At 69.5% G+C, this 24,109-nt stretch carries 20 protein-coding genes; 10 read left to right on the top strand and 10 right to left on the bottom strand.

Translation table 11 applies throughout. From position 1 onward, the window contains the following. Positions 1-52 precede the first annotated feature (52 nt). Both ACPEEZ_RS03630 and ACPEEZ_RS03625 read right to left on the bottom strand, forming a co-directional pair. Complete coding sequence (locus ACPEEZ_RS03630) at positions 53-430, bottom strand: hypothetical protein (RefSeq protein WP_423922891.1); 378 nt, start codon at positions 428-430, stop codon at positions 53-55. Beyond that, positions 427-963 carry a hypothetical protein gene (locus tag ACPEEZ_RS03625; protein WP_423922888.1) on the bottom strand — a complete coding sequence of 179 codons (537 nt, stop codon included), beginning with the start codon at positions 961-963 and terminating at the stop codon, positions 427-429. The genes ACPEEZ_RS03630 and ACPEEZ_RS03625 overlap by 4 nt, the downstream gene beginning before the upstream one ends. Before the next feature lie 130 nt (positions 964-1,093). Here ACPEEZ_RS03625 and hrpA point away from each other — a divergent pair, with 130 nt between their 5' ends. The 4 genes from hrpA to ACPEEZ_RS03605 all read left to right on the top strand — a co-directional run bounded on the left by hrpA (position 1,094) and on the right by ACPEEZ_RS03605 (position 8,970). Next, the gene (hrpA, locus tag ACPEEZ_RS03620) at positions 1,094-4,942 is read left to right on the top strand and encodes an ATP-dependent RNA helicase HrpA (protein WP_423922885.1); all 3,849 of its coding nucleotides are present in this window, start codon (positions 1,094-1,096) and stop codon (positions 4,940-4,942) included. A 129-nt stretch (positions 4,943-5,071) separates the two neighbouring features. Next, positions 5,072-6,088, top strand: a complete 1,017-nt coding sequence (locus ACPEEZ_RS03615; RefSeq protein WP_423922882.1) for a LacI family DNA-binding transcriptional regulator — start codon at positions 5,072-5,074, stop codon at positions 6,086-6,088. Positions 6,089-6,217: 129 nt separating this feature from the next. Continuing rightward, positions 6,218-7,345, top strand: a complete 1,128-nt coding sequence (locus ACPEEZ_RS03610; protein ID WP_423922879.1) for an extracellular solute-binding protein — start codon at positions 6,218-6,220, stop codon at positions 7,343-7,345. Positions 7,346-7,434: 89 nt separating this feature from the next. After that, positions 7,435-8,970 carry an alpha-N-arabinofuranosidase gene (locus tag ACPEEZ_RS03605; RefSeq protein ID WP_423922877.1) on the top strand — a complete coding sequence of 512 codons (1,536 nt, stop codon included), beginning with the start codon at positions 7,435-7,437 and terminating at the stop codon, positions 8,968-8,970. Between the two features lie 108 nt (positions 8,971-9,078). Here ACPEEZ_RS03605 and ACPEEZ_RS03600 read toward each other — a convergent pair whose 3' ends face one another. Continuing rightward, on the bottom strand, positions 9,079-9,522 hold the full coding sequence (locus ACPEEZ_RS03600) for a hypothetical protein (protein WP_423922874.1): 444 nt from the start codon (positions 9,520-9,522) through the stop codon (positions 9,079-9,081). 32 nt (positions 9,523-9,554) lie between these two features. After that, positions 9,555-10,217, bottom strand: a complete 663-nt coding sequence (gene msuE / locus ACPEEZ_RS03595) for an FMN reductase (protein ID WP_423922871.1) — start codon at positions 10,215-10,217, stop codon at positions 9,555-9,557. A 71-nt stretch (positions 10,218-10,288) separates the two neighbouring features. On the opposite strand from msuE, the gene ACPEEZ_RS03590 reads away from it, so the two are divergent. The 3 genes from ACPEEZ_RS03590 to ACPEEZ_RS03580 are packed head-to-tail and all read left to right on the top strand — an operon-like array spanning position 10,289 to position 13,416. Next, positions 10,289-11,062, top strand: coding sequence for a class I SAM-dependent methyltransferase (locus ACPEEZ_RS03590; RefSeq protein WP_423922868.1), 774 nt, complete (start codon positions 10,289-10,291; stop codon positions 11,060-11,062). Positions 11,063-11,095: 33 nt separating this feature from the next. Then, positions 11,096-12,154 (top strand): amidohydrolase, encoded by a 1,059-nt coding sequence (locus tag ACPEEZ_RS03585; RefSeq protein WP_423922865.1) that lies wholly within the window; start codon positions 11,096-11,098, stop codon positions 12,152-12,154. Then, a complete protein-coding gene (locus ACPEEZ_RS03580; protein WP_423922862.1) occupies positions 12,151-13,416 on the top strand; it encodes a kynureninase in 1,266 nt (421 codons plus the stop codon). Before ACPEEZ_RS03585 ends, ACPEEZ_RS03580 begins: the two co-directional genes overlap by 4 nt. A gap of 89 nt (positions 13,417-13,505) precedes the next feature. Here the strand turns inward: ACPEEZ_RS03580 and nrdF are convergent, their stop codons facing one another. The 4 genes from nrdF to nrdH form a co-directional block, all read right to left on the bottom strand. Continuing rightward, positions 13,506-14,507, bottom strand: coding sequence for a class 1b ribonucleoside-diphosphate reductase subunit beta (gene nrdF, locus ACPEEZ_RS03575; RefSeq protein WP_423922859.1), 1,002 nt, complete (start codon positions 14,505-14,507; stop codon positions 13,506-13,508). Positions 14,508-14,619: 112 nt separating this feature from the next. Then, positions 14,620-16,725, bottom strand: a complete 2,106-nt coding sequence (gene nrdE / locus ACPEEZ_RS03570; RefSeq protein ID WP_423924348.1) for a class 1b ribonucleoside-diphosphate reductase subunit alpha — start codon at positions 16,723-16,725, stop codon at positions 14,620-14,622. Positions 16,726-16,763: 38 nt separating this feature from the next. Further along, on the bottom strand, positions 16,764-17,180 hold the full coding sequence (gene nrdI, locus ACPEEZ_RS03565; protein WP_423922857.1) for a class Ib ribonucleoside-diphosphate reductase assembly flavoprotein NrdI: 417 nt from the start codon (positions 17,178-17,180) through the stop codon (positions 16,764-16,766). 20 nt (positions 17,181-17,200) lie between these two features. Beyond that, complete coding sequence (nrdH, locus tag ACPEEZ_RS03560; protein ID WP_423922854.1) at positions 17,201-17,434, bottom strand: glutaredoxin-like protein NrdH; 234 nt, start codon at positions 17,432-17,434, stop codon at positions 17,201-17,203. Between the two features lie 375 nt (positions 17,435-17,809). On the opposite strand from nrdH, the gene ACPEEZ_RS03555 reads away from it, so the two are divergent. The 3 genes from ACPEEZ_RS03555 to ACPEEZ_RS03545 all read left to right on the top strand — a co-directional run bounded on the left by ACPEEZ_RS03555 (position 17,810) and on the right by ACPEEZ_RS03545 (position 20,529). After that, positions 17,810-19,036: an MFS transporter gene (locus ACPEEZ_RS03555; protein ID WP_423922852.1), complete on the top strand. Its 1,227-nt coding sequence runs from the start codon at positions 17,810-17,812 to the stop codon at positions 19,034-19,036. 44 nt (positions 19,037-19,080) lie between these two features. Continuing rightward, entirely contained in the window at positions 19,081-19,911 is an 831-nt protein-coding gene (locus ACPEEZ_RS03550) for an aldo/keto reductase (RefSeq protein ID WP_423922849.1), read from the top strand. A 93-nt stretch (positions 19,912-20,004) separates the two neighbouring features. Next, positions 20,005-20,529, top strand: coding sequence for a ribonuclease H family protein (locus tag ACPEEZ_RS03545; protein ID WP_423922846.1), 525 nt, complete (start codon positions 20,005-20,007; stop codon positions 20,527-20,529). Between the two features lie 67 nt (positions 20,530-20,596). Here ACPEEZ_RS03545 and ACPEEZ_RS03540 read toward each other — a convergent pair whose 3' ends face one another. Further along, positions 20,597-21,358 (bottom strand): SDR family NAD(P)-dependent oxidoreductase, encoded by a 762-nt coding sequence (locus ACPEEZ_RS03540; protein WP_423922843.1) that lies wholly within the window; start codon positions 21,356-21,358, stop codon positions 20,597-20,599. A gap of 94 nt (positions 21,359-21,452) precedes the next feature. Next, positions 21,453-24,032: a DEAD/DEAH box helicase gene (locus tag ACPEEZ_RS03535; protein WP_423922840.1), complete on the bottom strand. Its 2,580-nt coding sequence runs from the start codon at positions 24,030-24,032 to the stop codon at positions 21,453-21,455. Positions 24,033-24,109 lie beyond the last annotated feature (77 nt).

Genomic DNA, 24,109 nt, shown 5'->3' with positions numbered 1-24,109 from the left:
CGGCAGCGGCGGCAACGGCAACGGCAGCAGCAGCAGCAGCGGCAGCGGGGCCTCACGTGTCCGCCCAGCGGGCCGCGAGTTCCATGCGGTCGGCGAGCTGGGCGGCGTAACGGCCCTCGCCGCACTCGCGCATCGCCTCGAGCATCTCGAACGCGTCCGACTCGCGGTCGCGCCAGTGCACGTCGGGCCGGAACAGGGCTCCACCGTCGGCGGTCACCCCCGCGATCGTCACGAAAGCCGCGGCCGTCAGTGCCTCGAGATGCGCGTCGAGCGCCGCCGGGCCCTCCCCGAAGACCTCGTCGAGGGCCCGGGCGAGACCGGCGTCGTCACCGCACCCACGGCGAATCATCGCGAACAGGTACATCCGTGCCGGGCTCGCCAGCACCGAGAACGGACTCTCGAGAGCCACCTCGTCAACACGGACGCTCACGACACGGCCCCCGCCGCGAGCGCCGCGACCGGCCCGTCCGACACGACCGGCTCCCCCGCGCCGCACCGCGCCTCGACGACGGCGTCGGGCACACCGAGCGTGCCCCGCGCCACCCGCGCGGCATGACGCTGCCCCGCCTCCGACAGGGCGAACGCCCGCGCCCTCGCCCGGTAGACGGGCTCGGCCCGGCGACCGTTCCAGCCGGCATCCATCGCCGCGGCCCAGTCGGACACCTGCCGCTGATCGCCTGCGGCCTTGAGTGCCCGGCAGGCGTCCAGGGCCGTGTCGACGGCCTGGCGATAGGCCTCGAAGTCGCTCCGATACCGGCCCTCGCCCGCGTCGTACGACACGAGCCCCGCCGCTATCAGGCCGACGAGGCGGTCCTCCACGACGGCGGTGTCGGCGTGCAGTCGTCGGCGCACGCCGTCGGTGAGTTCGTCGATCGCGAGCGGCCCGTCGTACAACAGGTCGAGCAGATACAGGCAGCACGAGTCGGTCAGGGTGGCCAGGATGCAGTGCGTGTCGTCGGTCATGCAGCGACTCTCGCCGACCGCCCGGCGCGACCCCGTGCCTCCTCGACCCTCTTGTGGACGGAAACGAACCCGCACCCGCTGTGGACGCGTCGAGCCCGGCTCCGCACGCGCGGCTTAAGATGAGACGCTCATGATTCCGACCATCACGTATCCCGCCGAACTCCCGGTCAGCCAGCGGCGGGACGACATCGCCGCGGCGATCCGCGACAACCAGGTCGTCATCGTCGCGGGTGCGACGGGTTCGGGCAAGACGACCCAGCTGCCCAAGATCTGCCTCGAGCTCGGTCGCACCAGGATCGGTCACACGCAGCCGCGCCGGATCGCCGCACGCACGATCAGCGAGCGCATCGCCGACGAACTCGGCGTCGAGGTCGGCGGGCTCGTCGGCTATCAGGTCCGCTTCACGGACAACGTCGGAGCCGACACGCAGATCAAGCTGATGACCGACGGCATCCTGCTCAACGAGATCCACTTCGACCGCGAGCTCGAGCGCTACGACACGATCATCATCGACGAGGCGCACGAGCGCAGCCTCACCATCGACTTCCTGCTCGGCTACCTCAAGCAGCTGCTGCCGCGCCGCCCCGACCTCAAGCTCATCATCACGAGCGCCACGATCGACCCGCAGAGCTTCTCGCGGCACTTCGACGACGCCCCCATCGTCGAGGTCTCCGGCCGCACCTACCCGGTCGAGATCCGCTACCGTCCGCTCGTCGCGGACGACGACGCCGACGGCTCGGACGACCCCGACGACGAGGCCGAGGAGGCGCGGCGCGAGTCCCCGAGGCGCCGCGCGGACGACAAGGACTACCTCCAGGGCATCAACGACGCCCTCGACGAGCTGGCCCGCGAATCGAACGGCGACGTGCTCGTGTTCTTGAGCGGCGAGAACGAGATCCGCGACGCGGAGGACGCGATCCGCGGCCGCAACCTGCCCTTCACCGAGGTGCTGCCGCTCTACGGGCGGCTCAGCGCGGCCGACCAGCACCGTGTCTTCCGTCCCAGCACCACCGCGGGCACCGCCCGGCGCATCGTGCTGGCGACCAACGTCGCCGAGACGAGCCTCACCGTGCCGGGCATCAAGTACGTCATCGACGCCGGCACCGCCCGTATCAGCCGCTACTCGACGCGCGCGAAGGTGCAGCGCCTACCCATCGAGGCGATCTCGCAGGCCAGCGCCAACCAGCGCTCCGGCCGCTCGGGCCGCACGAGCTCCGGCATCGCGATCCGGCTCTACAGCGAGCAGGACTTCGACCGCCGCCCCGAGTACACCGAGCCCGAGATCCTCCGCACGAACCTCGCGGCCGTCATCCTGCAGATGATCTCGCTCGGCCTCGGCGACATCGCGAACTTCCCGTTCCTGCAGCCACCGGACTCGCGCGGCATCAAGGACGGCCTCGACCTGCTGCGCGAGTTGGGCGCCGTGACGCAGGGCGGCAACATCACCCGCATCGGCAAGCAGCTCACGCGGCTGCCGATCGACCCGCGTCTCGCGCGCATGGTCGTCGAGTCGAAGACGCAGGGCACGACGCGCGAGGTCCTCGCGATCGTCGCGGCCCTCAGCATCCAGGACCCGCGCGAGCGACCGCTCGAGCGCCGCGCCCAGGCCGACGAGAAGCACAGCCGATTCGCCGACCCGGCGGGCGATTTCATCACGCTGCTGAACCTCTGGAACTACCTGGAGGAGAAGCAGCGCGACCTGAGCGGCAACGCGTTCAAGCGACTCTGCCGCGACGAGTTCCTGAACTACCTGCGCATCCGCGAATGGCAGGACGTCTACCGCCAGCTCACCCGCGCCTCCCGCCCGCTCGGTCTGCACGTCGGCGAGCGCAGCACGAACCCCGACGGCATCCACCGCAGCCTGCTGGCCGGTCTGCTCAGCCAGATCGGACTGCGCGACGCCCAGAAGAAGGACTACGTCGGCGCCCGTCAGCAGCGCTTCGTCGTCTTCCCCGGCAGTGCCCTCGCGAAGAAGCAGCCCGACGCGATCATGAGCGCCGAACTGGTCGAGACGAGCCGCCTCTTCGCGCGCGTCAACGGCGCTATCGACCCGGCCTGGGCCGAGCCGCTGGCGCCCGACCTCGTGAAGCGCAGCTACGGCGAGCCGCACTGGGAGAAGAAGCAGGGCGCCGTCGTCGCGCACGAACGCGTCACGCTCTACGGCGTGCCGATCGTGCCGAGGAGGCGCGTCCAGTTCAAGCGCATCGACCCCGGTTACGCCCGAGAGCTGTTCATCCGTCACGCCCTCGTCGAGGGCGACTGGGAGTCCCGCCAGTCGTTCGAACGCCAGAACCGCGAGCTGATCCGCGAGCTCGGCGAGCTGGAGGAGAGGACGAGGAGGCGCGACATCCTCGTCGACGGAGACGCCGTCTTCGAGTTCTTCCAGCGCCGCATCCCGGCCGACGTCGCGACCACGCGCGACTTCGAGGGCTGGTGGCGGAAGGCCCGGGAGACGACGCCCGACCTGCTGACGATGACGGCGGCCGACCTGCTCGGCGACGACGAGCCCGACGTCGACGAGCAGGGGTTCCCGAGCACCTGGCGGCAGGGCGACCAGACGCTCACCCTGAAGTACCGCTTCGAACCGGGCTCCGACGACGACGGCGTCACCGTGGTCGTGCCGCTGCCGCTGCTCGCCCGCCTCAGCCCGGTCGGCTTCGACTGGCAGGTGCCGGGGCTCCGCGACGAGCTCGTCACGTCGATGATCAAGTCGCTGCCGAAGCAGATCCGGAAGAACGTCGTACCGGCCGCCGACTGGGCGCGCAAGATCACCGACGAGCTGCCCGACGAACCGCCGGCCGACGTCTCCGAGTCGTTCGCGGCCACGCTCGCCGCCGTCATCAAGAAGCTGACGTACACACCCGTGACCGAGGCCGACTTCGACCTGTACCGGGTCCCGGCGCACCTCCGCGTGACCTACAGCGTGGTCGACGACCGTGGGCGCACCGTCGGCGCCGACAAGGACCTGGAGGCGCTGCAGCACCGCCTGCGCGACGACACGCGGGACAGCGTCGCCCGCGTGACACAGGGGGGCGGACGCGAGGGCCGGGGGCGTCGGGGACGCGGCGGCGCGGACGACGCGACCCGTGCCTCCTCGGCTCCGACGTCGTCGATCGAGCGCGTCGGCCTCACGAGCTGGGACTTCGACGCGCTGCCGACCGTGGTCGACACGCGGCACGGCGAGACCGTGATCCGGGCCTACCCGGCGTTGGTCGACGACGGGGACTCGGTGTCGATCCGGCTGATGGCGACGCCGGCCGACCAGGCCCGCGAGACCCCGCGGGGCGTGCGGCGGTTGCTGACCCTGGCCGTGCCGTCGCCCATCGCGTACGTGCAGCAGCACCTGACCGCGCCCGAGAAGCTGATCCTTGCGACGAGCCCGTATCAGAACACGGCCGCGCTCTTCCAGGACTGCCTCACCGCCGTCGTCGACGACGTGCTCTGGCGCGTCAAGCCCGACGGGCAGCTGTACACGAAGAAGGAGTTCGAGACCGTGCGCGACCGGGTGTCGGGCGCCGTGATGGACCAGATGTTCCAGACGGTGGCGCTCGTCGCACGCACGCTGACCGCGGCGCGCGACGCCGACAAGGCACTCAAGGGCGCGACGAACATGTCGCTGTTGAGCGCGCTCACCGACATGCGGCAGCAACGCGACCGGCTGGTCTACCCGGGGTTCGTGTCCGCGACCGGGCTGCAGCAACTGCAGCGCGTGCCCGTCTACCTCGTCGGCATCACCCGACGCACGGCGAAGCTGCTCGAGAACCCGGGGCGCGACCGCGTCTGGCTGACCGAGGTGCAGCAGGCGATCGAGCGCTACGAGGCGGCGGGCGGCACCTTCCCTCCGGCGGTCGACGCGTCGGCGCCGATCGTGCGCGCGCGCTGGATGCTCGAGGAGTTCCGCATCAGCCTGTTCGCGCAGGACCTGCGCCCGAGCGAGAGCGTGTCGCTCCAGCGCATCGTGAAGGTGCTCGCGGGCTGACGTCGCCCCGCGCTACACCCCTTTCGCGTCGCTACACCCCCTGCGCCGGGGGTGTAGCGACGCACAGGGGGTGTAGCGCCGCGGAGCGCGAGCGCCGCAGGGCGCGAGCCGCCGCACTAGCCTGAACGCATGCGCGCGACGGTGAAGGACGTGGCGGCACTCGCGGGGGTGTCGCCGAAGACCGTCTCGAACGTGATCAACGGCGTCGTGTTCGTGCGCCCCGAGACGAAGCACCGCGTCGAGAGTGCGCTCGCCGAGCTCGACTACGTGCCGAATCTCAGCGCCCGCGGGCTGCGCACGGGTCGGACCGGGTCGATCGCCCTGGCGTTCCCCGATCTGAGCACGCCGTACACCGCCGAGATGACGCACTGGTTCGTCGAGGTCGCGCACGACAGGGGCTGGTCGATCCAGCTCGAGCAGACCGGGTCACGCCCCGAGCGGGAGGGCGAGCTGCTCTCGAGGGGCAAGGAGCATCTCGTCGACGGGCTCGTGCTCAACCCGATCACGTTCGACGCCAGCGCCCTGGCGGGGTCGGCGGCCGAGTCGTTGCCGCCGGTCGTCGTCATCGGCGAGGTCGACCAGTCGATCGTCGATCAGGTGCGGGTCGACAGCGTCGCCGCGGCCCGCGACATGACCGCCCATCTGATCGCGGTCGGGCACCGCCGCATCGCCACGCTCGGCGGCTCGGCCGGCACGTTCGACACGGCGACCGCTCGGGCCCGCACACACGGGTTCGAGCTGGCCATGGCGGACGCCGGGCTGCCCGTCGACCGCGCGCTCCAGTTCTCCTGCCCCGAGTGGACCTCGGCCGAGGCCTTCGCGGTCGTGCGGAGCGCGCTGGACGGGGGCGCGCGGCCCGACGCGATCTTCTGCTTCACCGACTCCCTCGCCATCGGTGCCGTGAACGCGCTCTGGTCGGCCGGCCTCCGCGTGCCCGAGGACGTCGCGATCGCGGGGTTCGACGACGTCGTCGACGGTCGGTTCGCGGTGCCTCCCCTGACGACCGTGGGCTTCGACAAGCGCGGCTTCGTCGAGAGGACCCTCGAGCTGCTCGAGGCGCGCATCGCCGACCGGCACGGGGCCGCCGAGCTCGTGCACATCCCGCACGAGATCGTCGTGCGGGCCAGCAGCGGCCGGCGACCGTAGCCCGGCCGCAGCTCTGTCGCGGCCCCAGCGGACCCGGTCGAGACCCACGTACCGACATTTCGCGAGGCATTGCGCTTCCGTTACAACGATGGAATAGTCATCGTCGTCACACATCACAAGGGAGTGAAGATGACCGAGAACGATCCGACCACGCCGCCGAGACCGTCGGGGGTCAGCCGCCGAGGCCTCCTGCTCGGCTCGGCCGCCACCCTGGGCGGCGCGTTCGTCACCCTCGGCCTGGCGGGGTGCGCGCCGGGCGCGACCACCGCCTCCGGAGCCTCCGTCGAGCAGCTGAAGTTCTGGCACCTGCTGAGCGGCGGCGACGGTGTCAAGATGTCGACGCTCGTCGACCAGGCCAACGCGCAGAACCCCGAGCTGCACGCGACGCAGACCGTGCTCGCCTGGGGAACCCCGTACTACACGAAGCTCGCCATGGCCTCGGCCGGCGGTCGCGCCCCCGACGTCGCGATCATGCACGCGTCGCGCGTACCCGGCTACGCCCCCGGCGGCCTGCTCGACCCGTGGGACATCGACAAGCTCGCCTCCTACGGCGTGAAGCAGTCGGACTTCGCGGACGCCGTCTGGAAGAAGGGCTTCAGTGGCGGCAAGCTCTACTCGGTCGCCCTGGACTCGCACCCGTTCGTCTTGTTGTACAACACCGACATCGCCCGGAAGGCCGGCGCCCTCGACCCCGACGGCCGGCTGGTGGCGTTCTCCCGTCTCGAGTTCCGGGGCAAGAAATGGCTGTACGTCGCGACCATCGCCTCGATCATCGTGCCGCCGCAGGTGCTGATCGTGCCGTTGTTCTACCAGATGCTCGCGTTCGACATGGTCGACACGTACTGGGGCATCATCCTGCCGCAGGCGATCGCCCCGGCCATGGTCTTCGTGCTCAAGAAGTTCTTCGACCAGGTGCCGATCGAGCTCGAGGACGCCGCCCGGGTCGACGGGGCCGGTCGCATCCGCATCTTCGTCACGATCCTGCTGCCGCTCTCGCGCCCCATCCTCGGCGCGGTGTCGATCTTCGTGTTCATCGGCGCGTGGAACAACTTCCTCTGGCCCTTCATCGTCACGAACGACGCGTCACTGCTGACCCTGCCGGTCGGCCTGCAGAGCATCAAGAGCGCCTACGGCATCCAGTACGCCGAGAACATGGCCGCGGCGATCCTCGCGGCCGCGCCGCTCATCCTGGTGTTCCTGTTCTTCCAGCGGCAGATCATCAAGGGCATCTCGACGACCGGATTCGGAGGGCAATGACCCGACCCTCACCCCACGGGCGTCGCTGACCGGCGCGCCCCGCACCTCCATCGTCTCTCGCACGCCTATCCCCCACCCCGAGGAGTCCCATGTCCACCGCCCGCATCACCATCGATCGCGAGTTCACCGTCGGCCCGGTGCCGCGCCGCCTGTTCGGCTCGTTCGTCGAGCACATGGGCCGCTGCGTCTACACCGGCATCTACGAGCCCGGTCACCCCACGGCCGACGAGAACGGGTTCCGTCAGGACGTGCTCGACCTCACCAGAGAACTCGGTGCGACCGTCATCCGCTACCCCGGCGGCAACTTCGTCTCGGGTTACAACTGGGAGGACGGCGTCGGGCCGGTCGACCAGCGCCCCCGTCGCCTCGACGGCGCGTGGCACACCGTCGAGACGAACGCGTTCGGCCTGCACGAGTTCGTCGAGTGGTCGAAGCTCGCCGGCACCGAGGTGATGGAGGCGGTCAACCTCGGCACCCGCGGGGTCGACGCGGCCCGAGAGCTCGTCGAGTACGCGAACCACCCGGGCGGGACGGCGCTCAGCGACCGCCGCATCGCGAACGGCGCGACGGACCCGTTCGACATCAAACTGTGGTGCCTCGGCAACGAGCTCGACGGCCCGTGGCAGATCGGCCACAAGACGGCGACGGAGTACGGCCGCCTCGCGCAGGAGGCCGCCAAGGCCATGAAGTTCGTCGACGACTCGATCGAGCTCGTCGCCGTCGGCAGTTCGGGCCGCGGCATGCCGACGTTCGGCAGCTGGGAGCACGAGGTGCTCACCCACGCGTACGACGAGGTCGACTACGTGTCGATGCACGCCTACTACCAGGAGCACGACGGCGACGCGACGAGCTTCCTCGCCACGGCGGTCGACATGGACGCGTTCATCGAGGAGGTGGTGTCGACGATCGACGGCGTGAAGGCGGCGGGCAAGCACTCGAAGCAGGTCAACATCTCGTTCGACGAGTGGAACGTCTGGTACCAGACCGGCCTCGACACGGACGACCAGCCGCACAACGTGTCGAAGGGCTGGGTCGAGCACCCGCGCCTGATCGAGGACCAGTACAACGTCACCGACGCCGTGGTGGTCGGCACGTTCCTGAACTCGCTGCTGCGACACGGCGACCGCGTGCACATCGCCAACCAGGCCCAGCTCGTCAACGTCATCGCCCCGATCCGCAGCGAGGCGGGCGGCCCGGCCTGGCGTCAGTCGATCTTCTGGCCGTTCGCGCGCATGGCCGCGCTGGCGACGGGGCAGATCCTCCGCACGGTCGTCGCGAGCGACAAGATCGACACCTCGAAATACGGCGACGCCGATCTCGTCGACGTCAGCGCCACCTACGACGAGGAGTCGGGCCGCGTCGCGCTCTTCCTCGCGAACCGCGGCCTGGACGAGGCCGCCGACGTCGAGGTCGCCCTCCGCGGCTTCGGCGGCGGACGGGTCACCCGCGCCGAGGTGCTCACCGTGCCCGAGGGCGGCGACCGCTTCGCGTCCAACGGCGAGCACACGCAGGACACGGTCGGCCTCGTCCCACTGACCGGCGTCACCGTCGACGGCGGCAGCGCCCGCCTGACCCTCCCGGCGCTGTCCTGGGCCGTCGTCGAGCTCGAGGTCGCGAAGGCCTGACCAGGGCGAGGAGACGAGGAGGCGCGGTGTCGGTCGGACCGGCACCGCGCCTCCTGCGCGTGGCGCGTCGACGGGTCGGTGCCGGCGGTTCCGCAGACGGCTCCGCCGTCAGCCCCGGCGGCGCGAGAACAGGCGACCGAGCGCGCCGCGCGCGGAGGCCGAGACGCCGTCGGTGAAGCTGTTCGAGAACGACAGCGAGTCCGCTCCGGCGGTGTCCGCCGTCATGGTCGTGATGACGAACCGGGCGTGGTGCTCGCGGGCCTCGCGCGCGGTGGCGAAGGCGACGCCCTGCGAGGCCGCGAGGGTCGCCAGGGACGCGACCCGCGCCTCCTCGGTCATCTCGCGGTCGGCGAGGTCGTGCGCCGCGGGGTCGTCGAGACCGTCGGCGAGCCAGCGGGCGGCGCGCGCCGGCAGCGTCGCGGGCGACAGCAGGCCGAGGAGGCGTTTGGCCTCGTCGTCACGGATCTCGCGTCGGGCGGCGTCGACACCCCGAGGTGACGGCCCCGCGTCGTCGGAGGCTGGCTGATCGGCACGCGGGTCGTCGGAGGGCACCCCTCACGATAACCGCCGCTCCGCGCCCGGCGTCAGCTGAAGAGGCGCACCGGTGCCGCGGGGTCGAGCTCGGGCCTGCTGTCGGCGCCCGTGCCCACGTCGGCCTCGGCGCCCTCGCGCAGCGACCGTTCGATGCGCTCCTTCTCGGCGATGCTCGACCGGATCAGCGGCAGCCCGCGGGCGATGGCGTTGCGGATGCGCTCCTGCAGCAGGGGCGCCGTGATGCGCCGGTCGGTGAAGTCGCTCGCGTGCGCGTAGACGCCGAGCGGCAGGGTCAGCGCCTGGAAGAACCCGAACAGCGGTCGCATCGAGTGCTCGAGGATGAGCGCGTGCCGCTCGCTGCCGCCCGTCGCGGCCAGCAGCACGGGCACGTCGACGAGGGCGTACTGCTCGACGAAATCGAACAGGTGCTTGAACAGACCGGTGAAGGAGGCGCGGTAGACGGGCGAGGCGGCGATCAGCAGGTCGGCGGTCTCGATGGCACGCAGCTCGCGCTCGACGCGCTCGTCGAGCTGGTCACGCGTGAGGGCACCGGCGAACAGCGGGCCGAGCTCGCTGACCCGGATGACGTGCCGTTCGATCGGCAGGATCTCGGCGAGTTCGTCGAGGATCGCGTCGACCAGGGCGTCCGTCTTCGACGGCGAGCTGAGGGTTCCCGACACGGCGACGACGCGCAACGGAGGTGTCTGAGTCATACCGACATGCTCCCCCCGGCGGCCGTCGTCATGAAGCTGTGTGACGCCGTGAGACGTGCGACAGTGTTCTGGTGACGCATCAACGAATCGAGTCGGGCTTCGACCCGAGTAACCCGCTGGTCGCTCACGCCTCGTCGTTCGGCCAGGTCGCCGAGGTGTACGAGCGCGGGCGCCCCTCCTATCCCCGCGACGCCGTGACCTGGCTGCTGCCCGACGGCGCGCACGACGTGATCGACCTCGGCGCCGGCACCGGCAAGCTGACCCGCATGCTGCTCGACGAGGTCGACGACGTGATCGCCGTCGAGCCGAGCGAGGGCATGCGCGCCGTGCTCGAGCAGGTCGTCCCCGGCGCGCGCTCGCTCGCCGGCTCGGCCGAGTCGATCCCGCTGCCCGACGACTCGGTCGATGCCGTGCTCGTCGCCCAGGCCTGGCACTGGGTCGACCCGGCGACGGCCGTCCCCGAGGTGGCGCGGGTCCTCCGCCCCGGGGGCACGCTCGGCCTGGTCTGGAACATCCGCGACGAGAGCGTGCCCTGGCTCGCCGAGCTCAGCGCGATCCTGAATCAGCCGGCCGAACGCGACATGCAGTCCGAGAACCCGACCGTGGGCGAGCCGTTCGGACCGATCGAGCGACACGACGTCGAGTGGGTGCACGAGCTCGACCGCGAGACGTTCCTGGCGATGATCACGTCGCGCAGCTACATCATCACGCTGTCCGACAACGACCGCGCACAGGTCGTCCGCGACGTGACACGGTTGCTCGACACCCACCCCGACACCCGCGGCGTCGACCTCATCCGGCTGCCCTACGTGACCCGCTGCAGTCGGTTCCTGCTCCCCGGCTGACAGCGGGCGACCGTGTCGCCCTACGGTAGGAGCATGCACGAGGAGGCGCGGGTCGTCACGGTCGCCGAGACCTGGTTCGGCGCGTGGCGCGGTCCGTCCGCGCTGCGCCTGTCGCCCGCCGGTATCGAGGTACTCGACCCCTTCGCAGACGCCCACCTCGTCGGGCCCGGGACGCCGCACCTGCCGGGCGTCGTGCTCGCGCCGTTCACGGACTCGCACGTGCACCTCGGCCTGATCGACCCGTCGCGTCTGCCGGGCGGAGGCATCGCCCGCGTGGTGGATCTGGGCTGGGAGCCGGCCACCGCCTCCTCGTGGCTCGCCGACGCGCCCGCGGTCTGGCCGCGGGTGCGGATCGTCGGCGGACTGCTCTGTGCGCCGCGCGGGTATCCGAGCGCCTCGGGGTGGGCGCCGCCCGAGGCTGCCATCGCCGTGCGCGATGCACCCTCGGCCGTCGCCGCCGTCGACCGGATGCGCGAGGCCGGCGCGACGATGGTCAAGATCACACTGAACAGCGACGTGGGGCCGGTGTTCTCGGACGCCGTGCTCGCCGCGGTCGTCGACGCCGCCCACGATCTGCTGCTGCCCGTGGCCGCCCACGTGCAGGGGGTGGGTCAGGCCGGACGGGCGCTCGACGCCGGGGTCGACGTGCTCGCGCACACCCCGTTCTCGGAGCGGCTGCCCGACGACGACGTCGCCCGCTTCGCCCTGTCGACCTCGTGGCTGTCGACGCTCGACATCCACGGCTACGGCGCGGGCGGTCGTGCCCACCGCATCGCGATCGACAACCTGTCGCGCTTCGCGGCGGCGGGCGGCCGGGTGGTCTACGGCACCGACCTCGGCAACGGCGACCTGCCGCTCGGGGTCGACGAGCGCGAGTTGCGGGCGCTCCGCCGCGCCGGACTCGACCGCGACGCGTTGCTCACCGCCCTGGCGCCGGATGCCGAGCTCGAGGCCGCCGAACCCGGCCCGCATCTGCTCGAACGCGTCACCTGGATCGCCGACGACCTCCCCACGGACGACGACGACGCCCCCGCGTGGCTCGCGACCGCCACCGCCCTCACACCCGACCAGCTCTGGGAGAAGACGCTATGACCCCGACCGACGCCGTCCCGACCGAGCCCGCCTCCCCCGCCGTCTCGAGTGCCGACCCTGCGCTCGCCAGCGCGCCGCTCGACGCCGCCGACCCGCTCGCGGCGTTCGTCGAGCGCTTCGAGCCGGCGGGCGACGTCGTGTCGTATCTCGACGGCAACTCGCTCGGCCGACCGATGCGGGCGACACGGGCGAGGCTCGACGCGTTCGTGCGGCACGACTGGGGCACCCGGCTGATCCGCTCGTGGGACGAGCAGTGGATGGACCTGCCGACCGTCGTCGGCGACCGCATCGCCGCCGCCACGCTCGGTGCGGCCGCGGGTCAGACCGTCGTCGGCGACTCGACGACGGTGCTGCTCTACAAGGCGATCCGCTCGGCCCTCGCCGCACGACCCGATCGCCACGAGATCGTCATCGACGACGACCAGTTCCCGACCGACCGCTTCGTCGTCGAGGGGATCGCTCGTGAGCGCGGCGCCGTCATCCGCTGGCTGCACGTCGACAAGGCGCTCGGCGTCACCCCCGAGCTGCTGCGGGCGGCGGTCGGCCCCGACACCGCCGTCGTGCTGGTCAACCACGTCTCGTACCGGTCGGGCTTCGTCGTCGACGGGGCGGAGCTGACCCGCATCGCCCACGAGGCCGGCGCCCTGATCGTGCTCGACCTCTGCCACTCGGTCGGCTCCGTCCCGCTCTCGCTCGACGCCTGGCAGGTCGACCTCGCGGTCGGCTGCACGTACAAGTACCTCAACGGCGGGCCCGGAGCCCCCGCGTTCCTCTACGCCCGCGCGGCCGTGCTGCCCGAGTTGGAGCAGCCGATCCAGGGCTGGATGGGCGCGGCCGACGTCTTCGCGATGGCGGACGGCTACACCCCGGCGACGGGCATCCGGCGGTTCATCAGCGGGACTCCCCCGGTGGTCGGCATGCTCGCGATGCAGGACATGCTCGACGCCATCGACGAGGCCGGCATCGACGCGATCCGCTCCAAATCGCTCGCCCTCACCGACTACGCCTTCGCGCTGGTCGACGCCTGGCTCGTGCCCCTCGGCGTCACGGTCGCCACCCCGCGCGAGGCCTCGAGCCGGGGCAGCCACGTCACGATCACGCACCCCGACTTCGAGCAGATCGTCGCCGCGCTCTGGCGCGACGGGGTCGTGCCCGACTTCCGCAACCCCGACGCGCTGCGCATCGGGCTGTCCCCGCTGTCGACGACCTTCGAGGAGGTGCGGGTCGGCATCGCCGCGATCCGCGCGGCCCTCGCAGGCTGACCCGGCACACGCAAAGAACCTCGTTCCGGCCAAAGAACCCCGTTATATCGAGGTTCTTTGGCCAGAACGAGGTTCTGAGCGGACGGGACCTAGAAGTCCCAGTCCTCGTCTTCGGTGTTGACGGCCTTGCCGATGACGTACGACGAGCCCGACCCCGAGAAGAAGTCGTGGTTCTCGTCGGCATTGGGCGAGAGCGCCGACAGAATCGCCGGGTTCACGTCGGTGACGTCCTTCGGGAACATCGGCTCGTAGCCGAGGTTCATCAACGCCTTGTTCGCGTTGTAGTGCAGGAACTTCTTGACGTCCTCGGTCAGGCCGACGCCGTCGTAGAGGTCTTGCGTGTACTGCGTCTCGTTCTCGTAGAGCTCGAACAGCAGGTTGAACGTGTAGTCCTTGATCTCCTGCTTGCGCTCTTCGGACGCGCCCTCGAGGCCCTTCTGGAACTTGTAGCCGATGTAGTACCCGTGCACGGCCTCGTCGCGGATGATGAGGCGGATCAGGTCGGCCGTGTTCGTGAGCTTCGCCCGCGACGACCAGTACATCGGCAGGTAGAAGCCGCTGTAGAACAGGAACGACTCGAGCAGCGTCGAGGCGACCTTGCGCTTCAGCGGGTCGTCGCCCGTGTAGTAGTCGAGCACGATCTGCGCCTTCTTCTGCAGATTCGGGTTCTCGACCGACCAGCGGAAGGCGTCGTCGATCTCGGGCGTCGACGCGAGCGTCGAGAAGATCGACGAGTAGCTCTTGGCGTGCACCGACTCCATGAACGAGATGTTCGTGTAGACGGCCTCCTCGTGCGGCGTCAGCGCGTCGGGGATCAGGCTGATCGCGCCGACGGTGCCCTGGATCGTGTCGAGCAGGGTCAGACCGGTGAAGACACGCATGGTGAGCTGCTGCTCTTCGGGCGTCAGCGTGTTCCAGGACTGGACGTCGTTCGACAGCGGGATCTTCTCGGGCAGCCAGAAGTTGTTGACGAGTCGGTTCCAGACCTCGACGTCCTTCTCGTCCTGGATGCGGTTCCAGTTGATCGCGCTGACCGACTTGATCAGCGGAACCGACTTGCCGGTCGCGTGGACCGGGTCAGTGATGGTCATGACGTGCCTTTCACAGGAGGTGTTTCCGTTCAGGAGGCGCGGGTCGGGTTCTCGCCGACCCGCGCCAGGGTGGCTGCGACCGCTTCGACGAGGCGGCCGCACCCGTGCCGCGCTAGAGCATGCAGCTGACGCAGCCGTCGACCTCGGTGCCCTCGAGGGCGAGCTGACGCAGACGGATGTAGTAGATCGTCTTGATGCCCTTGCGCCATGCGTAGATCTGCGCCTTGTTGATGTCGCGGGTCGTCGCCGTGTCCTTGAAGAAGAGCGTCAGCGAGAGACCCTGGTCGACGTGCTGCGTCGCCGCGGCGTACGTGTCGATGATCTTCTCGGGGCCGATCTCGTAGGCGTCGGTGTAGTACTCCAGGTTGTCGTTCGTCATGAACGGCGCCGGGTAGTACACACGACCGAGCTTGCCCTCCTTGCGGATCTCGATCTTCGACGCGATCGGGTGGATCGACGACGTCGAGTGGTTGATGTACGAGATCGAGCCGGTCGGCGGGACGGCCTGCAGGTTCTGGTTGTACAGACCGTGTTCCATGACGCTGGCCTTGAGTGCGCGCCAGTCGTCCTGCGTCGGGATGGCCACGTTCGCCTCGGCGAACAGCGAGGCGCCCCGCGACGTGGACGGGACCCACGCCTGCTCGGTGTACTTGTCGAAGAACGTGCCCGAGGCGTACGTCGAGTCGGCGAAGCCGCCGAACGTGACCCCGCGCTCGATCGCGATCGCGTTCGACGCCCGCAGGGCGTGGAACAGCACCGTGTAGAAGTAGATGTTCGTGAAGTCGATCGCTTCGTCGCTGCCGTAGTGGACGTGCTCGCGCGCCAGGTAGCCGTGCAGGTTCATCTGCCCGAGGCCGATGGCGTGCGACGTGTCGTTGCCGACCTCGATGGAGCGCACCGACTGGATGTGGCTCATGTCGCTGACCGCGGTGAGACCGCGGATCGCCGTCTCGACGGTCTTGCCGAAGTCGGCCGAGTCCATCGACAGCGCGATGTTCATCGAGCCGAGGTTGCAGGAGATGTCCTTGCCGATCTCCTTGTAGGAGAGGTCCTCGTTGAACGTGGTCGGGGTGTTCACCTGCAGGATCTCGGAGCACAGGTTCGACATGTTGATGCGACCCTTGATCGGGTTCGCCTTGTTCACCGTGTCCTCGAACACGATGTAGGGGTAACCCGACTCGAACTGGATCTCGGCGATGGTCTGGAAGAAGTCGCGCGCCTTGATCTTCGTCTTCTTGATGCGCGAGTCGTCGACCATCTCGCGGTACTTGTCGCTGATCGCGACGTCGCCGAACGGGATGCCGTAGACCTTCTCGACGTCGTACGGCGAGAAGAGGTACATGTCCTCGTTGTTCTTGGCGAGTTCGAACGTGATGTCGGGCACGACGACACCGAGCGACAGCGTCTTGATGCGGATCTTCTCGTCGGCGTTCTCACGCTTCGTGTCGAGGAACCGCATGATGTCGGGGTGGTGGGCGCTCAGGTACACGGCGCCGGCGCCCTGACGGGCACCGAGCTGGTTCGCGTAGCTGAAGCTGTCTTCGAGCAGCTTCATGACGGGGATGATGCCCGACGACTGGTTCTCGATCTGCTTGATGGGCGCACCCGACTCGCGGATGTTCGAGAGGGAGAGGGCGACACCGCCGCCGCGCTTCGACAGCTGCAGCGACGAGTTGATGCCGCGCGAGATCGACTCCATGTTGTCTTCGATGCGCAGCAGGAAGCAGCTGACGAGCTCGCCGCGCTGCGCCTTCGCCGTGTTGAGGAAGGTGGGCGTGGCCGGCTGGAACCGACCCGCGATGATCTCCTCGACGAGGTCGATGGCGAGCTGCTCGTCGCCCTGCGCGAGACCGAGGGCCGTCATGACGACGCGGTCCTCGAAGCGCTCGAGGTAGCGCTTTCCGTCGAAGGTCTTCAGCGTGTACGACGTGTAGTACTTGAACGCGCCGAGGAACGTCTGGAACCGGAACTTCTTCGAGTAGGCCAGGTCGTTCAGCTTCTCGATGAACGAGAAGTCGTACTGGTCGAGGGTCGCACCCTCGTAGTACTCGTTCTCGACGAGGTAGTCGAGACGCTCGCGCAGGTTGTGGAAGAAGACCGTGTTCTGGTTGACGTGCTGCAGGAAGTACTGCTTGGCCGCCTCGCGGTCCTTGTCGAACTGGATCTCACCGCTCGGGCCGTAGAGGTTGAGCATCGCGTTGAGCGCGTGGTAATCCATCCCCGTGGTGCCGGCGAGCCCCTGACCCGGGGCGGCGATCACTTCGAGATCGTCGACTGCTGCGTCCAAAATTCTTCCAATCCTGTCTGTACTGCTGATACGTCGTCTGGCGTTCCGAAGACCTCGAAACGGTAGAGCAGGGGCACCTGGCACTTGGCGGCGATGATGTCGCCCGCCAGGCAGTAGCCCTCGCCGAAGTTGGTGTTGCCGGCGGCGATGACACCGCGCAGGAGGGCGCGGTTGTCTTCGTCGTTCAGGAAGCGGATCACCTGCTTCGGCACGGCGCCTCTGCCCTCGCCCCCGCCGTACGTCGGCAGGACGAGCACATAGGGGTCATAGACGTGGAGCTGAGGGTCGGAGGGGAACAGCGGGATGCGCTGCGCCTCGAGTCCGAGCTTCTGGACGAACCGGTGCGTGTTGCCCGACACGCTCGAGAAGTAGACGAGCTGAGTCATGACTGTCTCAGCCCTCTCTGTCACGCGAGGCGAGCGGCGAGACCGGCGATCTTGTCGGGGCGGAAGCCGCTCCAGTGGTCTTCGTCGGTGATCACGACGGGGGCCTGCAGGTAGCCGAGCGCCTTGACGGTCTCGAGCGCGTTCTCGTCGGCGGTGACGTCGAGCACGTCGTACTCGATGCCCTTGTTGTCGAGCGCGCGGTAGGTCGCGGTGCACTGGACGCACGAGGGCTTGGTGTAGACGGTGATGGCCATTTCTTCCCCTAGTTCTGAGGCCGGCAGCCGGTGGGAGGAGACCCTGATCGGGTCGGCTCTCGGTGCTGGGCGGTGCTGTGTGGATCAACCCGGTCGTAGTGCCCGTGGCGACAATTCGATACTACATCTTGTGGCCGACATCGGAAGGCACAACTAGATGCGGTGTTACACCCGTGTAATTATCCACAGGCTCATCCCCAGGTTGTGAACAAGTTGTCCCGTGTTCTGGCCCGGTTCTGCACATGTTTCTCCCCACCTCCGACATTCGGGACGGCTCCTCCCCAATTCGGGGGATCGGCGTGTCGTCCCCCCACGATCGGCGTGTCGGGCAACCCCTCCTCCGGTGTCGGCGCGGCTCCGTAGACTTGTCCTCTCGTGAGCACCTATTCGACCCTCTTGAAGACGCCGGGCGTGACGCGGATCATCGCGGCGCAGCTGACCGCGCGCTTCCCCTTCGGGATGCTCTCGCTGGCGTTCCTGCTCCATGTCGAACGGGTGCACCACTCCTATACCGCCGCGGGCCTCGTGCTCGCGGCCACGAGCATCGGGCAGGCCATCTCGGGCCCGCTCACCAGCCGCTGGATGGGTCGCTGGGCGATGCGGCCCGTGCTGATCCTGACCCTCGTCGTCTGCACGGCGACCGTCGTGACGTTCGCCCTGTTCGACCTGCCCGTCGTCCTCTACATGGTGCTCGGGTTCCTCACCGGGCTGAGCGTGCCCCCGATCCAGCCCGCGGTCCGCACCATCTACCCCAAGATGGTCAACTCGTCGCAGCTCACTCCCCTCTTCTCCCTCGACGCCTCGGCCCAAGAGATCATCTGGGTGGCCGGCCCGGTGATCACCACCTTCGTCGGCACCCAGATCGGTACCGAGCAGGCCATCCTGCTCGCCGCCGTCTTCCTCGTCGGCGGCGGCGTCTGGTTCATCGCCTCCCCCGAGGTCGGGCGCGTCCGAATCCCGCGCAGCAAGCGTGCATTCGGCAAGGTCCTCGCACGGCCGACCGTGCTGCTCGCCACGGTCGCCGGGTTCCTGCTGATCGGTGCCTGCTCGGCCGTCGAGGCCGGCGTCATCGCCACGTTCGGCGAGGGCAGCGCGAGCTCGGGCCTCGTGCTCGCGGTCTTCGCCGTCGGCTCGCTGGCCGGCGGCCTCGCCCTCGGCCACGTCCCGGTCGGTCCGTGGGCGCTCGCCCGGCGCATGGGCATCGTCTTCATCGGCATGACCCTGGCCATCCTCGCGAGCGGGTTCGCCGACGGCGCGGTGTTCTGGTCCCTCAACGTCACCCTGCTGATCGCGGGCATCGGCATCGCCCCGGCCCTCGCGGTGATGTTCGCGATCGTCTCGTCGAGCGTCAAGTTCAGCGATACGGCCGAGGCCTACGGCTGGGCCGGCACGGGTCAGCTGATCGGGGCCGCGATCGGGTCGGCCATCGCCGGGTTCCTGATCGACCGGGTCGGTGGTGTCGGCGGTCTCATGGTCGCTTCGGGCTTCGCGCTCGTGGGCATGATCGTGCCGATCGTCTTCGTGCGGCATCTGCCCGACCTGCGGGGCCGCGAGGCGAGCCCGCTGCCCGACACCGAACCGGTACCGATCCAACCGAGCTGACCCGCGCCTCCTCGGCGTTCACCCGGCTCGGCGATAATCGACGCATGTCCGAGAACAGAGTCCCGTCCCTCACCTTGAACGACGGCCGGAGCATCCCGCAGCTCGGCCTCGGCGTCTACAAGGTGGCCGACGACGAGGCGGAACGCGTCGTCGGCATGGCCCTCGAGGCCGGGTACCGGCACCTCGACACGGCCGCGTTCTACGGCAACGAGACGGGCGTCGGCAAGGCCTTGGCCGCCTCCGGCCTCGACCGCGACGACGTCTTCCTGACCACGAAGGTCTGGAACACCGACCACGGCTACGACGAGACCCTGCGCTCGTTCGACGAGAGCCTGGCCAAGCTCGGCACCGATGTCGTCGACCTGTATCTCATCCACTGGCCGGCGCCGCAGCAGGACAAGTACGTCGAGACCTACCGCGCGCTCGAGCGCCTGCGACAGGACGGACGGGCCCGGTCGATCGGTGTCTCGAACTTCCAGATCCACCACCTCGAGCGCCTGCTCGGCGAGACCGACATCGTGCCCGCGATCAACCAGGTCGAGCTGCACCCGTGGCTGCAGCAGAGCGAGCTCCGCACCTTCGACGCGGCACACGCCATCGTGACCGAGTCCTGGTCGCCGCTCGCCCGCGGTCGCATCCTCGACGATGACGCGCTCGCCCGCATCGCGGCCCGGCACGGGGTCACGCCGGCCCAGGTCACCATCCGCTGGCACCTGCAGTCGGGTCTCGTCGTCATCCCGAAGTCCGTCACGCCCGAGCGCATCACGTCGAACATCGACGTGTTCGGATTCGAGCTCGACGCGAGCGACCTCGCCTCGATCGCCGGCCTCGAGACGGGCGAGCGCACGGGCTCGCACCCCGACCACAACGGCTGACGCCTCGTCGATCAGCGCGCCGGAGGCACGGGTCGGGTCGGCCACGCCGGGCACGTTAGCGTGGTCTCCGCACGTCAACGCAAGGAGCACCGCATGACCATCGTCGCCGCCGCAGACGGATCCGCCCTCGGAAACCCCGGCCCCGCAGGCTGGGCCTGGTACGTCGACGACGAGCGCTGGGCGGCCGGCGGCTGGCCCCGCGCCACGAACAACCAGGGCGAGCTCACCGCCGTGCTCGAGCTGTTGCGGGCGACCGCGGACACCGACGAGCCGGTGCACATCCTCTGCGACAGCCAGTACGCGATCAAGGCCTGCACCGAGTGGCTCGCGGGCTGGAAGCGCAAGGGCTGGCGGAAGGCCGACGGCAAGCCCGTCATGAACGTCGAGATCGTCAAGGAGCTCGACGCGGCCCTCGCCGGCCGCTCGGTCACGTTCGAGTGGGTGCGCGGGCACGTCGGGCACGAGATGAACGAGGCGGCGGACGTCCGGGCGCGCGGCGCGGCCACCGCGTACCAGCGCGGCTCGGACGTGCCGACCGGGCCGGGCTGGCCCGGCGCACCCGCTGCCGCGTCGACCCCGATCGCGCCGGCACCCGCGAGCCCGCCCGCGCTGTTCTGAGGCTCCGCGTGACGCGGTAGCACCCGCGTCACGCGGAGCGGAGCAGGGCAGCGCCCGCCCGCCCGCGCTACAGCGACGGGTGCGTGCTCGACAGGCCGCCGTCGACGGTGAACTGCGCCCCCGTCGAGAAGACGGAGTCGTCCGACGCGAGGTGCAGCGCGAGCCCGGCGACCTCGTCAGGTCGGGTCAGGCGCCCCCGCGGGGACATGGCGCGGAACGCGTCGAGGATCTCGGGGTGCGCCTCGACCTGCCGCCGGAACAGCGCGGTGTCGGTCGGACCCGGGTGCAACGAGTTGATGCGGATGTCCCAGCCCTCCTGGGCCGCGTGCGCCGCCGTCGAGCGGGTGAGACCGACGAGGGCGTGCTTGCTGGCGGTGTAGGCCGCGTCATCGCCGAAGCCGAGGAAGGACGTGGCCGGCGCCAGGTTGATGATGGAGCCACCCGTGCGCTCCGGGTTGGCGCGCATCTGCTCGATGGCGAAGCGCGTGCCCAGCATGACGCCGGTGACGTTGACCGCGAAGACGCGGTTCCAGTTCTCGAGTTGCGTGTTCTCGATCGACTGGCCCGAGACGATGCCGGCGTTGTTGACCAGGACGTCGAGCCGCCCGTAGTGCTCGGCGACGCGGTCCATGAGGCGCTTCCAGTCGCCGCCGTTGGCGACGTCGTGCTGCAGGAACTCGGCACCGGTGTCGGCGGCTACCGCCGACCCGTCGACGATGTCCGTGGCGATGACGCGCGCACCCTCGTCGGCGAACCGACGGACGATCGCCTCCCCGATGCCGGATGCCGCACCCGTCACGATCGCGACCTTGCCGGACAGCCGTGTCATGGTGCCTCCTCGGGGTGGGTCACGGTGGTGACCCGGGGTGGTGTGCTCGAGCCCTGCTCAGTCGCCCGTCGGGGTCTGACGGACGCCGACAACGTTACTCCTCGACAACTGTCGCCTTCACCTGCTCGGAGACCGGGCCGACCGCGGTCACGGTGACGACCGCCTCCCCCCGTTCGTCGGACGAGGCGAGATCGACGATCGCCGAGATGCCGTAGTCGTGATCGCCATCGGGGTCGGCGAGGATCTGCCGCACCCGCCAGACGGTCGGCAGCTGTTCGATCTGCAGCAGGTGCGGCCCGCGGGCCTCCGTGTCGGTGCCGATCGAGTCGTACTCGTCGAAGTAGCGGTCGAGTGCCTCGCCCCAGCGATCGGTGTCCCAGCCGGACCCGGCGTCGAGTTGGCCGAGTGCCTCGGCGTCGTCGAGTGCCATGAGCTGCACGCGACGGAACATCTCGTTGCGGACGGCGATGCGGAACGCGCGGTCGTTCGCCGTGAACCGCCGCAGCACGGGGGGCACGATGGCGTCGTTCACCTCGACGTCGCGGGGGTTCAGCATCTCCTCCCACTCGTCGAGGAGGCTCGAGTCGACCTGGCGCACCAGCTCGCCCAGCCACTCGATCAGGTCGCTCAGCTCGTCGGTCTTCGCCTCGTCCGGCACGGTCTGCCGCAGCGCCCGGAACGCGTCGGAGAGGTAGCGCAGCACGAGACCCTCCGAGCGGGCCAGGCCGTAGAAGTTGACGTAGTCGCCGAACGTCATCGCGCGCTCGTACAGGTCGCGGACGACCGACTTCGGTCGCAGCTCGAAATCGCCGATCCATGGCTGCGACGCCTTGTACGTCTCGAAGAGCGCGGTCAGCAGCTCGTCGAGCGGCTTCGGGTGCGTCACGCTCTCGAGCAGCTCCATCCGCTGGTCGTACTCGATGCCGTCGCTCTTCATCTGCGCGACGGCCTCGCCGCGCGCCTTGAACTGCTGTTGCGACAGCACCGGACGCGGGTCGTCCAAGGTCGACTCGACGACCGAGACCATGTCGAGGGCGTACGTCGGCGACTCGACGTCGAGCACCTCGAACGTGGCGAGGGCGAACGGCGAGAGCGGCTGGTTCAGCGCGAAGTTCGGCTGCAGGTCGACCGTGAGCCGGATGGTCGGCGCGCCACCCGCCGGGTCGGGCGTCTGCTCGACGACCTCGGCCGTGCGCAGCGTGCGGTAGATCGAGATGGCCTGGCGCGCCATGTCGTACTGCCGGGCGCGCGGCTCGTGGTTGTCGAAGATGAGCTCGCGCACCTCGGTGAACGCGTCCCCACCCCGGGCGATGACGTTGAGCAGCATCGCGTGCGTGATCTGCATGTGCGACGTCAGCGGCTCGGGCACGGCGTCGATCAGCTTGCGGAAGCTGGGCTCTCCCCACGAGACGAACCCGTCGGGTGCCTTCTTGCGCACGATCTTCCGCTTCTTCTTCGGGTCGTCGCCGGCGCGCTCGATCTGCTTGAGGTTGTCGATCTCGTGCTCGGGTGCCTGCAGGGTGACCGTGCCCGAGGTGTCGTACCCGGCACGGCCCGCGCGACCGGCGATCTGGTGGAACTCCCGCGCCGTCAGCTGGCGCATCCGCGTGCCGTCGAACTTCGTCAGCGCGGTCAGGAGGACGGTGCGGATCGGCACGTTGATGCCGACGCCGAGCGTGTCGGTGCCGCAGATGACCCGCAGCAGCCCGCGCTGCGCCAGCTGCTCGACCAGGCGGCGGTACTTCGGCAGCATGCCCGCGTGGTGCACGCCGATGCCCGAGCGGATGAGCCGGTTGAGGGTCTTGCCGAACCCCGTGCTGAAGCGGAACCCGCCGATGAGCTCCGCGATCTCGTCGCGCTGCTCGCGGGTGGCGATCTTGATACTCGACAGGGCCTGCGCGCGTTCGAGCGCGGCCGCCTGCGAGAAGTGCACGACGTAGATGGGAGCCTCACCCGTCGACAGCAGCTCCTCGACCGTCTCCTGGACCGGGGTCTGCGCATAGAAGTAGTGCAGCGGCACGGGCCGCTCGACGCCGGTCACGCGGGCGACCGGCCGCCCGGTGCGTCGCGAGAGGTCGTCCGTGATCTGCGTGACGTCGCCGAGCGTCGCCGACATGAGCAGGAACTGCGCGCGTTCCAGCAGCAGCAGCGGCACCTGCCAGGCCCACCCGCGCGAGGAGTCGCCGTAGAAGTGGAACTCGTCCATCACGACCTGGTCGACGTCCGCGTCGGCGCCGTGCCGGAGGGCGAGGTTCGCGAGGATCTCGGCCGTGCAGCAGATGATCGGCGCGTCGGAGTTGACCGACGAGTCGCCCGTGATCATGCCGACGTTCTCGGGCCCGAAGAGATCGACCAGGGCGAAGAACTTCTCCGACACGAGTGCCTTGATCGGGGCCGTGTAATAGGTGCGCTTGCCTGCCGACAGGGCGACGAAGTGCGCCCCCGCCGCCACGAGCGACTTGCCGGTGCCGGTCGGCGTGCTGAGGATCACGGACGCGCCGCCGACGAGCTCCATCATGGCTTCGTCCTGCGCCGGGTAGAGCGGCAGGCCCCGACTCTCGGCCCATTCGGCGAAGGCGGTGTACGCGACGTCGGCGTCGTACGCCTCGACGCCCGGGTGCGCGGGCAGCAACGCCGCGAGAGGAGCCGAGGAGGCGCTGGTGACGGTCGACATGATGACTCCAGGATAGAGAGCCGGGCGTCGAGGGCCGTACGTTCCCCCGTGGCGACCCACAGAGGGATGCGCCCCCG

This window comes from Frigoribacterium sp. 2-23, from assembly GCF_049601585.1.
Classification (GTDB): Bacteria; Actinomycetota; Actinomycetes; order Actinomycetales; family Microbacteriaceae; genus Frigoribacterium.
This window is presented reverse-complemented; position numbering and strand designations above follow the sequence as displayed.

Coding starts and splice junctions, on each gene's coding strand:
- ACPEEZ_RS03545 (WP_423922846.1), top strand. CDS start 20,005: ATGACCATCGTCGCCGCCGCAGACGGATCCGCCCTCGGAAACCCCGGC.
- ACPEEZ_RS03550 (WP_423922849.1), top strand. CDS start 19,081: ATGTCCGAGAACAGAGTCCCGTCCCTCACCTTGAACGACGGCCGGAGC.
- ACPEEZ_RS03610 (WP_423922879.1), top strand. CDS start 6,218: ATGACCGAGAACGATCCGACCACGCCGCCGAGACCGTCGGGGGTCAGC.
- ACPEEZ_RS03540 (WP_423922843.1), bottom strand. CDS start 21,358: ATGACACGGCTGTCCGGCAAGGTCGCGATCGTGACGGGTGCGGCATCC.
- ACPEEZ_RS03535 (WP_423922840.1), bottom strand. CDS start 24,032: ATGTCGACCGTCACCAGCGCCTCCTCGGCTCCTCTCGCGGCGTTGCTG.
- nrdF (WP_423922859.1), bottom strand. CDS start 14,507: ATGACCATCACTGACCCGGTCCACGCGACCGGCAAGTCGGTTCCGCTG.
- msuE (WP_423922871.1), bottom strand. CDS start 10,217: ATGACTCAGACACCTCCGTTGCGCGTCGTCGCCGTGTCGGGAACCCTC.
- hrpA (WP_423922885.1), top strand. CDS start 1,094: ATGATTCCGACCATCACGTATCCCGCCGAACTCCCGGTCAGCCAGCGG.
- nrdI (WP_423922857.1), bottom strand. CDS start 17,180: ATGACTCAGCTCGTCTACTTCTCGAGCGTGTCGGGCAACACGCACCGG.
- nrdE (WP_423924348.1), bottom strand. CDS start 16,725: ATGGATTACCACGCGCTCAACGCGATGCTCAACCTCTACGGCCCGAGC.
- ACPEEZ_RS03605 (WP_423922877.1), top strand. CDS start 7,435: ATGTCCACCGCCCGCATCACCATCGATCGCGAGTTCACCGTCGGCCCG.
- ACPEEZ_RS03580 (WP_423922862.1), top strand. CDS start 12,151: ATGACCCCGACCGACGCCGTCCCGACCGAGCCCGCCTCCCCCGCCGTC.
- nrdH (WP_423922854.1), bottom strand. CDS start 17,434: ATGGCCATCACCGTCTACACCAAGCCCTCGTGCGTCCAGTGCACCGCG.
- ACPEEZ_RS03585 (WP_423922865.1), top strand. CDS start 11,096: ATGCACGAGGAGGCGCGGGTCGTCACGGTCGCCGAGACCTGGTTCGGC.
- ACPEEZ_RS03615 (WP_423922882.1), top strand. CDS start 5,072: ATGCGCGCGACGGTGAAGGACGTGGCGGCACTCGCGGGGGTGTCGCCG.
- ACPEEZ_RS03625 (WP_423922888.1), bottom strand. CDS start 963: ATGACCGACGACACGCACTGCATCCTGGCCACCCTGACCGACTCGTGC.